This is a genomic window from Novosphingobium sp. BL-S-34, assembly GCF_056857015.1.
Genome location: NZ_CM166472.1, coordinates 2,164,396 through 2,177,531 on the forward strand (window position 1 = coordinate 2,164,396; position 13,136 = coordinate 2,177,531).

12 protein-coding genes are annotated in these 13,136 nt (G+C 67.8%); 3 read left to right on the forward strand and 9 right to left on the reverse strand.

All coding sequences use genetic code 11. The annotated features are described in order from the left end of the window. Positions 1–8 precede the first annotated feature (8 nt). The gene (locus AC1VV3_RS10335; protein ID WP_314469071.1) at positions 9–1,394 is read left to right on the forward strand and encodes an amidohydrolase; all 1,386 of its coding nucleotides are present in this window, start codon (positions 9–11) and stop codon (positions 1,392–1,394) included. Continuing rightward, positions 1,391–2,701: an amidohydrolase family protein gene (locus AC1VV3_RS10340; RefSeq protein ID WP_465127735.1), complete on the forward strand. Its 1,311-nt coding sequence runs from the start codon at positions 1,391–1,393 to the stop codon at positions 2,699–2,701. The genes AC1VV3_RS10335 and AC1VV3_RS10340 overlap by 4 nt, the downstream gene beginning before the upstream one ends. A 198-nt stretch (positions 2,702–2,899) precedes the next feature. Here AC1VV3_RS10340 and dxs read toward each other — a convergent pair whose 3' ends face one another. The 7 genes from dxs to rpe form a co-directional block, all read right to left on the reverse strand. Next, positions 2,900–4,822, reverse strand: a complete 1,923-nt coding sequence (gene dxs / locus AC1VV3_RS10345) for a 1-deoxy-D-xylulose-5-phosphate synthase (RefSeq protein WP_314469073.1) — start codon at positions 4,820–4,822, stop codon at positions 2,900–2,902. A gap of 217 nt (positions 4,823–5,039) precedes the next feature. Then, positions 5,040–5,510, reverse strand: coding sequence for a Fur family transcriptional regulator (locus AC1VV3_RS10350; protein ID WP_442047377.1), 471 nt, complete (start codon positions 5,508–5,510; stop codon positions 5,040–5,042). A 104-nt stretch (positions 5,511–5,614) separates the two neighbouring features. Continuing rightward, positions 5,615–5,764 (reverse strand): hypothetical protein, encoded by a 150-nt coding sequence (locus AC1VV3_RS10355; RefSeq protein WP_165921541.1) that lies wholly within the window; start codon positions 5,762–5,764, stop codon positions 5,615–5,617. 153 nt (positions 5,765–5,917) lie between these two features. Beyond that, a complete protein-coding gene (locus AC1VV3_RS10360) occupies positions 5,918–6,127 on the reverse strand; it encodes a hypothetical protein (protein WP_132269731.1) in 210 nt (69 codons plus the stop codon). A 41-nt stretch (positions 6,128–6,168) separates the two neighbouring features. Beyond that, positions 6,169–7,761 carry a bifunctional phosphoribosylaminoimidazolecarboxamide formyltransferase/IMP cyclohydrolase gene (gene purH, locus AC1VV3_RS10365; protein WP_465127736.1) on the reverse strand — a complete coding sequence of 531 codons (1,593 nt, stop codon included), beginning with the start codon at positions 7,759–7,761 and terminating at the stop codon, positions 6,169–6,171. A 125-nt stretch (positions 7,762–7,886) separates the two neighbouring features. After that, a complete protein-coding gene (locus AC1VV3_RS10370) occupies positions 7,887–9,917 on the reverse strand; it encodes a heparinase II/III family protein (protein WP_465127737.1) in 2,031 nt (676 codons plus the stop codon). A 4-nt stretch (positions 9,918–9,921) separates the two neighbouring features. Further along, on the reverse strand, positions 9,922–10,584 hold the full coding sequence (gene rpe / locus AC1VV3_RS10375; protein WP_431567097.1) for a ribulose-phosphate 3-epimerase: 663 nt from the start codon (positions 10,582–10,584) through the stop codon (positions 9,922–9,924). 265 nt (positions 10,585–10,849) lie between these two features. On the opposite strand from rpe, the gene AC1VV3_RS10380 reads away from it, so the two are divergent. Further along, positions 10,850–11,347, forward strand: a complete 498-nt coding sequence (locus tag AC1VV3_RS10380; RefSeq protein WP_431567098.1) for a DUF2141 domain-containing protein — start codon at positions 10,850–10,852, stop codon at positions 11,345–11,347. A 49-nt stretch (positions 11,348–11,396) separates the two neighbouring features. Here the strand turns inward: AC1VV3_RS10380 and AC1VV3_RS10385 are convergent, their stop codons facing one another. Both AC1VV3_RS10385 and AC1VV3_RS10390 read right to left on the reverse strand, forming a co-directional pair. After that, positions 11,397–12,182, reverse strand: coding sequence for a nucleotidyltransferase family protein (locus tag AC1VV3_RS10385; protein WP_465127738.1), 786 nt, complete (start codon positions 12,180–12,182; stop codon positions 11,397–11,399). Next, entirely contained in the window at positions 12,179–13,093 is a 915-nt protein-coding gene (locus tag AC1VV3_RS10390) for a hypothetical protein (RefSeq protein ID WP_482961684.1), read from the reverse strand. Before AC1VV3_RS10390 ends, AC1VV3_RS10385 begins: the two co-directional genes overlap by 4 nt. Positions 13,094–13,136: the final 43 nt, after the last annotated feature.

Genomic DNA, 13,136 nt, shown 5'->3' on the forward strand with positions numbered 1-13,136 from the left:
AAATCGACATGAGGGTATCGCCGGCATTGCGGCGCTGGTCGTCCACGCTCGTTCTGGGCGCGGCACTGGCGCTGGGCGCTACGGGCGCCGATGCGAAGAAGCAGGACAAGAAGGCGGCGCCGATCGTCGCCGATCCTTATCCCTCCACCTACAAGTCCTATCCGGGCACGCCCACCGCGCTGGTCGGCGCCACTGTCTATGACGGGCGCGGCGGCCGGATCGACAACGGCATCGTGCTGTTCAGGGACGGGAAGCTCCAGGCCGTCGGCGGCGCCGACATGCCGATCCCGGAAGGCTATGCGCGCATCGACGGTACCGGCAAGTTCGTGACTCCCGGTGTGATCGACATCCACTCGCACCTCGGCGTCTATCCTTCGCCCGGCGTCGAAGCGCTGGCGGACGGGAACGAGATGACCAGCCCCACCACGCCCGATGTCTGGGCCGAGCACTCGGTCTGGCCGCAGGATCCCGGCTTCACCCGCGCGCTTGCCAATGGGGGCGTCACCAGCCTTCAGATCCTGCCCGGTTCGGGCAACCTGATCGGCGGCCGCGCGGTGACGCTGAAGAACGTGCCCAGCATCACCGTGCAGGGCATGAAGTTCCCCGGCGCGCCCTATTCGCTGAAGATGGCCTGCGGCGAGAATCCCAAGCGCGTCTATGGCGAGAAGGGCCAGAAGCCCTCGACCCGGATGGGCAACTTCTCTGTCGACCGCCAGGCCTGGATCGACGCGCGCCAGTACATGGACGGCGACCATGCCGAACGCGACCTTGGCAACGACACGCTGGAAGGCGTGCTCAAGGGCGAGATCCTGGTCCAGAACCACTGCTACCGCGCGGACGAGATGGCGCAGGTGATCGATATGTCCAAGGAGATGGGCTACAAGGTCACCGCCTTCCACCACGCGGTGGAAGCCTACAAGATCGCCGATCTCCTGCGGGAGAACGACATCTGCGTGGCCGTCTGGGCCGACTGGTACGGCTTCAAGATGGAAGCCTACGACGGCATCCCCGAAAACGCCGCGCTGCTCGCCAATGCGGGGACTTGCGTGGTGATCCACTCGGACGACGAGAACGGCATCCAGCGCCTCAACCAGGAAGCCGCCAAGGCCCAGGCCGACGGTCGCCGCATCGGCATCGACATTCCCGATGCCAAGGTCATCGGCTGGTTCACTTACAATGCCGCCAAGACCATGGGCATCGGCGAGAGGACCGGCAGCCTGGAAGCGGGCAAGATGGCCGACGTGGTGCTGTGGAACGGCAATCCGCTCTCGGTCTATTCGCGGCCCGAGAAAGTGTGGATCGACGGCGCCCTGATGTTCGACGCCCTCGATGCCCGGCGGCGCCCGGTCAGCGATTTCGAACTGGGGCAACCCGGCGAAGGAGACGTGAAATGAGCCGCCGCGCCACCATTCTTGCTGCCCTGACGGCAGCCGCCCTTCCCGCCCTGCTTCCCGGCCTGGCCGCGGCGCAGGACTTCGCGATCACCAATGCCACCGTCGGCACGGGTGATGGCAGCGCCCCGATCGAGCACGGCACCGTCGTCGTGCGGGCCGGCAAGGTCGTCGCCGCGGGCGCCGGCGTTGCCGTTCCCGCCGGGATGCAGAGCGTCGACGGTACCGGCAAGTGGGTGACGCCGGGCCTGTTCTCGGCCGTCACCGATCTTGGGCTCTGGGACGTGGAAGGCGTGCCCAACAGCAACGATACCGAGGCCGACAAATCGCCCTTCAATGCCGCGCTCGACGTGACTCCCGCGATCAATCCCGCCAGCGAGCACATCGCCGTGAGCCGCGAAGGCGGCGTCACCCGCGCCAGCGTCGCGCCGGTCAACGGCGATTCGATCTTCGCCGGGCAGGGGGCGCTGATCGATCTTCGCGCCGGCTCCGATGCGGTGAACCTGCCGCGCGCCTTCCAGTTCGTGCAATTGGGCGAGGCGGGGGCCAAGCTCGCCGGCGGCAGCCGCGTCGCGGCCCATGTCGCCCTGCGCAGCGCCTTGCGGGAGGCACGCGAACTGGCGGCCGCACCCACGGCCGCGCGCAGCAGCGATGCCCTGCTCACCCGCGCGGACGCGGCGGCGCTGGCCCCGGTGATCGATGGCCGCCAGCCGCTCTACGTCGGGGTCGAACGGGCAGCCGACATCCGCAGCGTGCTGGCGCTCAAGAGCGAGTTTCCCAAGCTGAATCTCGTCCTGGTGGGGGCTACCGAAGGCTGGCTCGTGGCGAGCCAGATCGCGGCGGCCAAAGTGCCGGTGATCGCGATGCCGCTGCGGGACCTTCCCGCCAGCTTCGAAAGCCTTGCGGCGACCCAGTCGAACGTCGGGCGCATGAAGAAGGCCGGCGTCAAAGTCGGCATCGGCATGTTCGCGGGCAGCAACCAGCCCCGCTATGCGCCGCAGCAGGCCGGCAACCTCGTGGCCCTGAACAAGCTGCCGGGCGCGGCGGGACTGACATGGGGCGAGGCCCTGGCCGCGATCACTTCGGTTCCGGCCGAAATCAGCGGCATGGGCGGCAAGGAAGGCGTGCTGGCGCCGGGCGCCGTGGGCGACGTCGTGATCTGGGACGGCGATCCGCTCGAACTGTCCTCGGCCCCGGTCGAAGTCTATATCGACGGGATCAAGCAGCCGCTCGACAACCACCAGAGCCGCCTGAAACAGCGCTACAAGAGCCTGGACCGGACTTATCTGCCCAAGGCTTACGACTGGTAAGGAAAACGAGGGCCTGGGGATGATCCCCGGGCCCTCGAAAATACCCGGAAGCAGGTGATGGTCCGAAGCGATCCAGAGGCGCGCAAGGCCGTCCGCGATGGCTTGACCCGGATTTCGCTAGCCCGTTGATGACGAAAAAGGGCGCGGCGTCACCAGGGACGTGCCCGGCAACCCAGGCACGCCTCGATCTTACGCGTTTTACGCGCGGGCTTCGTTCACGCCGGCGCTGTTGTGGCGCAGCGCCTTGAGCACGGTGTCGACGATCTGCGGCGCATTGAGGCCGGCTTCGTCGTACTGCGTCTCGGGCTTGTCGTGGTCCTGGAACACGTCCGGCAGGCGCATGGTGCGGATCTTGAGGCCCGCGTCGGTAAGGCCCTCGTCGCTGGCCATGGTGAGCACATGGGCGCCGAGACCGCCGATGGCGCCTTCCTCGACGGTGACGACCACATCGTGGCTGAGCATCAGCTTGCGAATCAGCTCGGTGTCCAGCGGCTTGGCGAACCGCAAGTCTGCCACGGTGGTGGAAAGACCCTTGGCGTCCAGCAGGTCCGCGGCCTTGAGCGCTTCGCCCAGGCGGGTGCCCAGCGAGAGCAAGGCGACCTTGCTGCCTTCGCGGACCACGCGGCCCTTGCCGATTTCGAGAAGCTGCGGTGTTTCCGGCAGGGCCAGACCCACGCCATTGCCGCGCGGATAGCGGAAGGCGATCGGGCCCTTGTCATACTGCGCGGCGGTGTGGACCATGTGGACCAGCTCCACCTCGTCGGCCGCGGCCATGACCACCATGTTCGGCAGGGTGGCCAAGTAAGTAACGTCGAACGAACCGGCGTGAGTCGCACCGTCGGCACCGACCAGGCCGGCGCGATCGATGGCGAAGCGCACGGGCAGGTTCTGGATCGCCACGTCATGGACCACCTGGTCGAACGCGCGCTGGAGGAAGGTGGAATAGATCGCGCAGAACGGGCGCATGCCCTGCGCCGCCAGGCCGGCCGCGAAAGTCACCGCGTGCTGTTCGGCAATGCCGACGTCGAAGCTGCGGTTCGGGAATTGCTGCGCGAACTTGTCGAGCCCCGTGCCCGAGGGCATGGCGGCGGTGATGGCGCAGATGCGGTCGTCCTGTTCCGCCTCGGCGACCAGCGCCTTGGCGAAGACGCCGGTGTAGCTCGGCGGGCCGGCGGGGGCCTTGGCCTGCTCTCCGGTGACGACGTTGAACTTCTGCACGCCGTGATACTTGTCGGCCGCTTCCTCGGCGGGCGCGTAGCCCTTGCCCTTCTGCGTCACGACATGGACCAGGATCGGGCCTTCGGCGGCATCGCGCACGTTTTCCAGGACCGGAACCAGCGCATCGAGGTCGTGGCCGTCGATCGGGCCAACGTAATAGAAGCCCAGTTCCTCGAACAGGGTGCCGCCCATGGCCATGCCGCGGGCGAATTCGTCGGTCTTGCGGGCGGCGGCGTGGAGCGGGCGCGGCAGGCGGCGCGCGAACTTGCGGGCCAGGTCGCGCAGGCCGAGGAACCGGCCCGAGGAAACGAGCCGCGCGAGATAGGACGACAGCCCGCCAACCGGCGGCGCGATCGACATGTCGTTGTCGTTGAGGACCACGATCAGGCGGTTTCCGGCGTCCGCGGCGTTGTTCATCGCCTCGTAGGCCATGCCGGCGCTCATCGCGCCGTCGCCGATCACGGCAATGCCGCGGCCGGGCGTGCCCTTGATCTTGTTGGCGACGGCAAAGCCGAGCGCGGCCGAGATCGAGGTGGAGCTATGGGCCGTGCCGAAGGGGTCGTATTCGCTTTCCGAACGCTTGGTGAAGCCGGAGAGTCCGCCGCCCTGGCGCAAGGTGCGAATGCGGTCGCGGCGGCCGGTGAGGATCTTGTGGGGATAGGCCTGGTGGCCCACGTCCCAGATCAGCCGGTCCACCGGCGTATCGAACACGTAGTGGATCGCCACCGTCAGTTCGACCACGCCCAGGCCCGAGCCCAGATGGCCGCCGGTCTGCCCGACGGCAGAGATCATCTCGGTGCGAAGTTCGTCGGCCAGTTGACGCAGGTCCGAAGGCTTGAGCTTGCGGAGATCGTCAGGCGTATCGACGGTGTCGAGGAGTGGCGTTGCCGGGTTGGCTGTCATGTTCTGCTTCTACACGCTACATGTTCTGGTGTCGAATTAAGCAGTGGGCAATATGCCGGAGCCGTCCGAAAGGACAGGAAAAACGTGGCACCTGTTGCTTTGCTGCGACTCTCCGAGCCATCGCCGGCAACTTCCGGCACCGCTCGACCCCCGCCAGACATGCGAATCCTGCGGGAAGCCGGCCAGCGTCAGCGGCCGGTTCGCAGGCCCTGCCGACCTAGCTGCAGGTGGCGCAGGTTCCGCGCAGCTCGACCACCGGGCGCACCCCGGCGAAACCGGCCTGCCTGGCGGCGGCGATGAGGGCGCCGGTCAGCTTGTCGTCGTCGATATGGACGGCTTGGCCGCAGACATCGCAGATCAGGAAGATGCAGTCGTGCTGGCAGCCGGGATGGCTGTTGGCGAGGTAGGCGTTGGCGCTCTCGACCCGGCGGGCGAGGTTGGTGCGCACGAAGAGGTCGAGAATGCGATAGACGCTGTTGGGCGCCACGCGCTTGCCGCGCAGGGCCGAGACGCTTTCGGCCAAGTCATAGGCTGAAGCCGGACGTTCGCGTTCCGCCAGAGCGCCGAAGACGTCGGCGCGCATCTCGGTCCACTGTTCGCCGGCATCGAGAAGGGCGGCGCGGGCAGCCTCTACAAGGCCTTCGCCGGAATGTTCGTGATGATGATGCGCATTAGCCATGCCGCCCATATGGGCATTGGCAGGGCTGCGTGCAATTGAAAGCTGGAGGGGCGCCCAGGACGGCGCCGGATCAGGCCGCGGGGTCCGATAGACCCCGGATCAGCCTGCCTGGGTCAGTTCACTTGCGCAGCCGCTTCGGCGGGAGGCACGAGGCCGTTGCCGATCGAGTGAGTTCCGATGCCCATCACGCCCAGCACCAGCAGCGTACCACCGGCGAAGCCGAGGGCGAAGAAGCGGTAGAAGTCGGCCTTGAAGAGTCCCATGACGAAAATCAGCTCATATTGATGATGTACGATTGCGTGCCGCTCACTTGGAGCGAATCGCCTTGACGTCCAGTGAATGGCGACGAGCCGCGCCCCATTCTGCGATGAACCGTTGATCGCACGGGGTGGACGGGGGGAACCGTCACAATCTCGTCAAGGGATCGTGCGCGCGATCACTGCCGAAGCGACGGAGACCACAACCAGCCCGGCCACGGGCAGCGCGGCACAACCGAACGGCAGTGCCAGCGCGCCGATGACCTGGTGGGGCTTGCGGATGCGGCCGAGGCGCACGAGCACGGCCGCCGTGGCCAGCCCGATCAGGAAGGCGAGGGTGACCAGCGGTCCAAGCCACATCACCCACATATTCGCCTCCTGGATCGAATCTGGCCCTGAAATATCGAACCTCAGTGCTTGAAGTGGCGCATGCCGGTGAAGACCATGGCCAGGCCCGCCTCGTCGGCAGCGGCGATGACTTCCTCGTCACGGATCGAGCCGCCCGGCTGGATCACAGCCGTAGCGCCCGCTTCGGCAGCGGCCAGCAGGCCGTCGGCGAAGGGGAAGAACGCGTCCGAAGCGACGGCAGAGCCGACCGTGCGGGCCTGAGCCCAGCCGAACTTCTCGGCGGCTTCGGCGGCCTTCATCGCGGCGATGCGCGAGGAATCGCGGCGGTTCATCTGGCCCGCGCCGATGCCGGCAGTGACGCCGTCCTTGGCATAGACGATCGCGTTCGACTTGACGTGGCGGGCCACGGTCCAGGCGAACAGGCAGTCCTTCAGTTCCTGCTCGGTCGGCGCGCGCTTGGTCACGACCTTCAGGTCGCTCACGCCGATGGCGCCGGCATCGCGGCCCTGCACCAGCAGGCCGCCGGTGATCGGCTTGACGGTCAGGCCGGGGCGGCGCGGATCGGGCAGGCCGCCGGTCAGCAGCAGGCGCAGGTTCTTCTTCTTGGCGAAGAAGGCGCGGGCTTCCTCGTCGGCGTCGGGGGCGACGACCACTTCGGTGAAGATCTGGCAGATCGCTTCGGCCGTCGGGCCGTCGAGCGTGGTGTTCACGGCAACGATGCCGCCGAAGGCCGAAACGTCGTCACAAGCCAGCGCGCCCTGCCAGGCTTCGAGCAGGCTGGAACCCTGCGCCACGCCGCAAGGGTTGGCGTGCTTGACGATGATCACGGCCGGGTCCTGGCCCTTGAACTCGGCAGCGAGTTCGAAGGCGGCGTCGGCGTCGTTGTAGTTGTTGTAGGACAGTTCCTTGCCCTGCACTTGCTCGCCCTGGGCCAGGCCCTTGGTGAACGGGCCGACCGGCGTGTAGAGCGCGGCCTTCTGGTGCGGGTTCTCGCCGTAGCGCAGCGTGGTGGCGAGGCGGCCGTTGACGCTCAGCATCTCGGGGAATTCGAGGCCCTGGTCGGTGAAGGCGAACCACTGCGAGATCATCGAATCGTAAGCGGCGGTCTGCGCGAAGGCGCGCGCGGCCAGTAGCTTGCGGAAGGCCAAGGTCGTGCCGCCGTCGGTGGTCTCCAGTTCGGAGATCAGGCCCGCATAGTCGTTGGGATCGGTGACGATGGCGACGAAGGCATGGTTCTTCGCGGCCGAACGCACCATCGACGGGCCGCCGATGTCGATATTCTCGATCACTTCGTCCCGGTCGGCGCCCTTGGCGACGGTGGCTTCGAAGGGATAGAGGTTGACGACCACCAGGTCGATCGCTCCGATTTCGTGATCGGCCATGGCCTTGGCATGTTCGGGATTGTCGCGCACCGCCAGCAGGCCGCCGTGGACCTTGGGGTGCAGCGTCTTGACCCGGCCGTCCATCATCTCGGGGAAATCGGTGATTTCCGAAATGTCCTTCACCGCGAGGCCGGCATCGCGCAGCGCCTTGGCGGTGCCGCCGGTCGAAACCAGTTCCACGCCGCGGGCGGACAGTGCCTTGCCGAGATCGGCGAGGCCGGTCTTGTCGGAAACCGACAGCAATGCGCGGCGGATCTGGACGGTATCGGTCATGCGGATGGCCTCGTTCTGGAACTAGCGGAGAGGGATTTTCCGCGCCCTCTAGGTCGGCAGCGCCCGGGTCGCAAGAGGGGCCGCTAGCTCAGGGTGCCACAAGCCGTGGGGCCGGTCGCGGCATTTCACCCCATTTTCTTGATTAACCAACCGAAATTCCCGCCTCCGCGCGAGACGAGACCCTGGATCACCAGCTGCTGCGTCGCCTGGGGACGGCCCTGGCCGTCGACCCAGAGCGAATCTTCCAGGATCACTTCGCCGGCACTGCTGCGGAACTGCCAGAGACTGCCGTCGGGCAGGGCCATGCCGGCGCCCTGGCCGTCCTCGGTGAGGGCGACTTCGACTTCCGGGCCGAGGTGGAAGCGAATGGCAAAGCCCACCTTGCCGCGCTGGGCCTTGCGGCCCGCGGGGATCAGCACGTCCTCGCCGCGCAGTTCGCTGCCGTCGTCGCGCAGGATCAGGATGCGGCGGTGCGTGAGGGCGTAGCGCGCCTCGTAGCCGTTGTGGCTCGCCTCGATGCGGGTGGCGTTGCCGCCGTTTTCCTGCGTCAGCGTCTTGCGATCGATATCGACCTCGCTGACGCCGCCGCCGATGGCTCCGTTGATGAGGACGGCGGTGGAATTGGCATCGTCCAGCGTCAGCGTCGAATGGGCGGCGGTCGCGCGCAGGCCCTGTTCGAGGCGCACCGGCACCAGCCCGCCGCCGCTCGCCGCGCCGCCGCAGTTGACGACCAGGCGGTGGCCCGCGTGGGACATCTCGAAGGCCAGCGTGGAAGCGCAGCCGTAGCGGGCATGGGCGGGCAGCGGCGGCGGCGCAGTGTCGAACTGGAGGATCGACTTGTGCGCCAGCACGCGCTGATAGCCCCATTGGCGCACATCGCGCAGCGGGCGGGTGCGCACGCCGGTCGCCTTGACGAGAGCGTTGACGTCCTCTCCGTCGATCGCCCAGCCGCCCTGCCACGAACCCAGCGAACCGTCGCCGTGAGTCAGCGCCAGGAGCGGCGGGATGAGCAGTTCGATCACCCGCTCGACCGCCTTGGGCGCGTCGCGGCGGGTGGCGTGATAGCAGTTGCGCAGCCGCACCAGAAGGGCGATCGCTTCCATCTGCGCCAGCGGGCTGCGCGAGAGCACGCCGCCGTCGTCGCCGATCAGTTCGCCCAGGGCCTTGATCAACCCCGCCTCGCCGTAGAGGCGGCGCGGGCGACCTTCGGGGAGCAGCAGGCCGGCAGCGACGATGGCGCTCCACCCGGCGACTTCGGCGATCCCGTCTTCCGCCCGGCCGACATGACGGTCCAGCCAGCGCGCGGTCTCGGAAATGTGCGCCAAAGTACGGTTGCGCAGGGTCTTCTCGCCGGAGAGGATCAGCGGGGCATGGGCCAGCCAGTTCATCAGCCGCGCGCCGGTGTTGCCCACGTCCCAGGCCGGACCCTTGCCCGGCTTGGCCGGCGGCTTGGGATTGGCCTGGAGCCACGCGGTGAGAATGCGCTCGGCAACCGCGGTACCTTGCTCGCGCGGGGCGCAGGCCTCCAGGTCGGTGAGCCAGGAGAAGCTGTGGACCACGCGCTCCAGCGGCGGCGTCACGCGCGACGGGCCGGCAAAATCGACTTGGGCCACGGGCGTGCGGGCGCCGTGGATCAGGAAATGTCCCGCGCGCAGGGCGGTTCCGGCGGCGGCATTGCCCGGTAGCGTGTTGCTGACCGTGGCGAGCAGCCGGGTGCGGGCCTTCTTGCCCATCGGCGCCGAGAGCATGGTGCCGGGAATGCCCAGGCGATAGGCGAAGCGGATCAGCCGCTCGCCCGGCCCGACCGAAGGCGGCGAGAAGTCGGCCAGGGCCAGCGCCCGGCCGCCCTCGATCTGCGCGACTTCCACCTGGACTTCCGCGCGGGGCGGCAGGAGGTCGGAATCGTGGAAGTCGTCGCCAGTGAAGGCGGTGATATCGGTGATGTCGGTTTCGGAACGTGTCACGGCCGGCGATCCGGTAACGCTTTGATTCAAGACACCCTCCTCGTTACCGCCCTGAGGCCCGCCCCCCGACTTGCCTGTGAGCCCGCCTGCAAGCATGTCGCCCGACTCATCGGCTGCCTCACTTCCCGGGGAAATGGCCCGGAGCCCGTCCGGGTTCCCGTTTCGGGGACGCGGAGGGGTGTCTAGCTTCACCGCCTCAATCGAGCCCCTTCAGGGCGCGGATGTTCGCGGCATATTGCGAAGGGCCGCCGCGGAACGTGGCCGAACCGGCGACGAGCACGTCGGCACCCGCCGAAACGCAGAGAGGTGCGGTCTTGGCATCGACGCCGCCGTCCACTTCGAGGCGGATGTCGCGGCCCGACTTCTCGATCATCTTGCGCACGGCCTCGATCTTGCGAAGCTGGCTGGAGATGAAGCTCTGGCCGCCGAAGCCGGGGTTGACGCTCATGATCAGGACGAGGTCGATATCGTCGATCAGGTAGTCCAGCATCTTGGCCGGGGTGGCCGGGTTCAGCGAGATACCCGCCTTCTTGCCCAGGCCGCGGATCGTCTGCACCGTGCGGTGGACGTGAGGGCCGGCTTCGGGATGAACGGTGATGTAGTCCGCACCGGCTTCGGCGAAGGCTTCGAGATAGCTGTCCACCGGCGAAATCATCAGGTGCACGTCGAAGACTTTGGCGGAATGCGGGCGCAGCGCCTTCACCACGGCCGGGCCGATGGTGATGTTGGGTACGAAGTGGCCGTCCATGACGTCGACGTGGATCCAGTCGGCGCCGGCTTCGTCGATCGCGCGAACCTCTTCGCCCAGGCGGGCAAAGTCGGCGGAAAGGATGGAGGGCGAGATCAGCGGCGTGGTCATGGTTAAGAACGGTACTCCTCGATGCGAAGGATAGGCCACCATATCTGGGGGGTACAAGCGCGCCCGGCCCGTTTTCCACACGCCATATGGAGGAAGTTCCCTAAATCGACCGAGCGGACCGGGCCCCGCCCCCTGCAGCCGCTCCGGCGCGGTGCTTGTCGATCGCCAGTTCAGAGTGCATTCACGGCCTCGATGGCAGTGCGGCGCCAGACATTTCACGGGTTTGCTTCCCTGCAACCCTCGTGAACGAGTGACGGAACCGGAGATGAGATTGAAGTTCCCCAAGGCCCCCATCGCAGCTGCCGCCGGCCTGGCCGCGCTGGCCCTGTCGGCGCCGGCCGCGGCCCAGTATCGCGACGAAATCCGCAATGACATGAGCCAGTGCCGTTCCGGCGGCGGCCCCGCGATCATGGTTACGGTGGACGGCATCAAGTCGTCCCAGGGACGCCTGCGCGTCCAGTCCTACCGCGCCACGTCCGGCGAGTGGTTGGCCAAGGGCAAGTGGCTGAAGCGGATCGAGGTGGCCGCCAGGGGCGGGACCATGACGTTCTGCGTCCCCGTCCCGGCGCCGGGCACTTACGGCATCGCCGTGAGGCATGACGTCAACGGCAATGGCTCGACGGACATCAGCACTGACGGCGGCGCGATGTCGAACAACCCCTCGATCAATATCTTCAACCTCGGCAAGCCCAGCTACACCAAGGTCGGCGTGCCGGTGGGCAATGACGTGAAGTCGATCCGCATCCAGATGCGCTACATGTAACAGCCCGGATGGAATGCCCCCTCGGGGGCATTTCGGCGCGAGCGCGTTCTCAGGATCCGGCGGCTGCTTCGCGGCGCTCGGCCAGGATGGCGCGTGCGTCCAGGAGGTCGGAGGGTTTGTCGACGTCGACCGCCGCCAATCCGTCGCGCGCGGCGACGAGGCGGGCCTTGAGGCCGATCCGGGTTCCCAGTCGTGCAAGCGCGGCCGCCAGGGTCAGGCGGCCGAGCACATAGCTTGCCAACATGCCGAGCCCGAGCCTGGCGGCGATGCGCCAAGGGCGCTTGCGGTCCGCCTCCACCAGCTTCCAGGTCTCGATCGCGGCTTCGGCGCGGGCCGTCTTCAGCAGGAACAGGTTGCAGCCCGACCAGTGGCCGTCGGCAAAGCGCAGATAAGTGCGGCGCGATCCCGGCACGGCCGCTTCGATCGCCTGCCGCCGCGCCAGCAGGACGGAAACGTCGGCTTCCTCCGGGGTGTCGAGCAGGAAGTCCCGCACCCATTCGCCGCGCAGCAGCGCATGGTCGGAGGTCGTGACGAGCATCGGCGCGCCGAGCCGCGCGAAGCCCGCGGCCACGCTGGCGCTGGGACCGGCGGCGGCGGGGATCGTCTCGCAGCCCAGCAGTTCCGCGAGCGCGATCACGGCGGGATCGTTGGCGACCACCGCCAGGCGCGCGATGCCGGCATCGCGCAAGGCCTGAACGACATGGGCCAGCATCGGCCGGCCTTCCAGCTCTACCAAGGCCTTGTGGCTCAGGCCTTCGGCCGCTGCGACCGGATCGGGTTTACCGGGGCGGGAACCTGCAAGAATCAGCGCGGCGGGCAAGGGAGAGGGGGTCATGCCGGTTTGCGCTCCATGGCCTTGCGGGTGCGCCAGACGTGCCAGAGCACACCGGGCGCGGAAAGCACCGGATGCCGCTCGCGCCAGGGCGTGATGGTGACCGCCACGCCGGTGTGGCGCTCGATCTTCCAGGCGGCATAGCGCGCGGCGCCTTCGAACGTGGTCGAGGCTTTCAGCAGGCGCAGGACGTTGTAGGGCTTGCCCAGCCGCTGGCGGCGCTTCCACCAGTCCAGCATCCGGGTGCGGTCGCGCTCGGAAAGTTCGGGGCGGAAGGCGCCGTTCGGCAGGCGCTCGAAGGCGATGTCGTCGGCGGCAAGGGCCAGCGGCAGCAAGCCGTCGAAATGCTCGCGGTTGACGGAAAGGATCGAATCCTCGCGCCCGGCCTTCTCCACCCGGAACTCGGCGGCGTAAGTCGCGCGGAACAGGGCGCGCCAGTAGTCCTCCGCAGTGCCCGTCGCCGGGCCGAGCGCCACGGCCAGCCTGGCGGCGGTGCGGGCCGCGCCCGATACGGCGGCGGTCACGCGGCCGAACGCGGCCTCGTCACGCTGCCAGGCGATGCCGCTCGGCTGGACGAAGCGGGCCCAGATGGTGGTGTCCAGCCGCTCGCCGGCCGCAGCGGCGCGGAACGTATCCAGCGCCATGGTCGCCACTTTCGCGCGCAAGGGCACGCCTTCGAAGGTCCATTCGTGATAGCTGACGCGCGGCCAGATCTTCTCGGCCTGGGGGCCTTCGGTGAGGACGTAGAAGTCCAGCACGCCTTCCAGCGATCCGGTGCGCAAGTTCGAGCCGTAGAACAGCACGGCCACGGCATTGCCGGCAGCCAGCGCAAGGCGTTCCGCGAAAGCACGGACTTCGGGCACCACGGCGCGCTGCAGCGCCTGGCCAATGCGCCCTTCCAAGTCTTGGGTCATGAAAGCATGCTCGGGCACCGGCGTGGTAAAAGCAAGCATGCCG

Excerpts from the sequence above, each read along its gene's own strand:
- AC1VV3_RS10340 (WP_465127735.1), top strand. The coding sequence starts at position 1,391 with ATGAGCCGCCGCGCCACCATTCTTGCTGCCCTGACGGCAGCCGCCCTT.
- AC1VV3_RS10350 (WP_442047377.1), bottom strand. The coding sequence starts at position 5,510 with ATGGGCGGCATGGCTAATGCGCATCATCATCACGAACATTCCGGCGAA.
- AC1VV3_RS10360 (WP_132269731.1), bottom strand. The coding sequence starts at position 6,127 with ATGTGGGTGATGTGGCTTGGACCGCTGGTCACCCTCGCCTTCCTGATC.
- AC1VV3_RS10335 (WP_314469071.1), top strand. The coding sequence starts at position 9 with ATGAGGGTATCGCCGGCATTGCGGCGCTGGTCGTCCACGCTCGTTCTG.
- AC1VV3_RS10390 (WP_482961684.1), bottom strand. The coding sequence starts at position 13,093 with ATGACCCAAGACTTGGAAGGGCGCATTGGCCAGGCGCTGCAGCGCGCC.
- purH (WP_465127736.1), bottom strand. The coding sequence starts at position 7,761 with ATGACCGATACCGTCCAGATCCGCCGCGCATTGCTGTCGGTTTCCGAC.
- AC1VV3_RS10385 (WP_465127738.1), bottom strand. The coding sequence starts at position 12,182 with ATGACCCCCTCTCCCTTGCCCGCCGCGCTGATTCTTGCAGGTTCCCGC.
- dxs (WP_314469073.1), bottom strand. The coding sequence starts at position 4,822 with ATGACAGCCAACCCGGCAACGCCACTCCTCGACACCGTCGATACGCCT.
- AC1VV3_RS10380 (WP_431567098.1), top strand. The coding sequence starts at position 10,850 with ATGAGATTGAAGTTCCCCAAGGCCCCCATCGCAGCTGCCGCCGGCCTG.
- AC1VV3_RS10355 (WP_165921541.1), bottom strand. The coding sequence starts at position 5,764 with ATGGGACTCTTCAAGGCCGACTTCTACCGCTTCTTCGCCCTCGGCTTC.
- rpe (WP_431567097.1), bottom strand. The coding sequence starts at position 10,584 with ATGACCACGCCGCTGATCTCGCCCTCCATCCTTTCCGCCGACTTTGCC.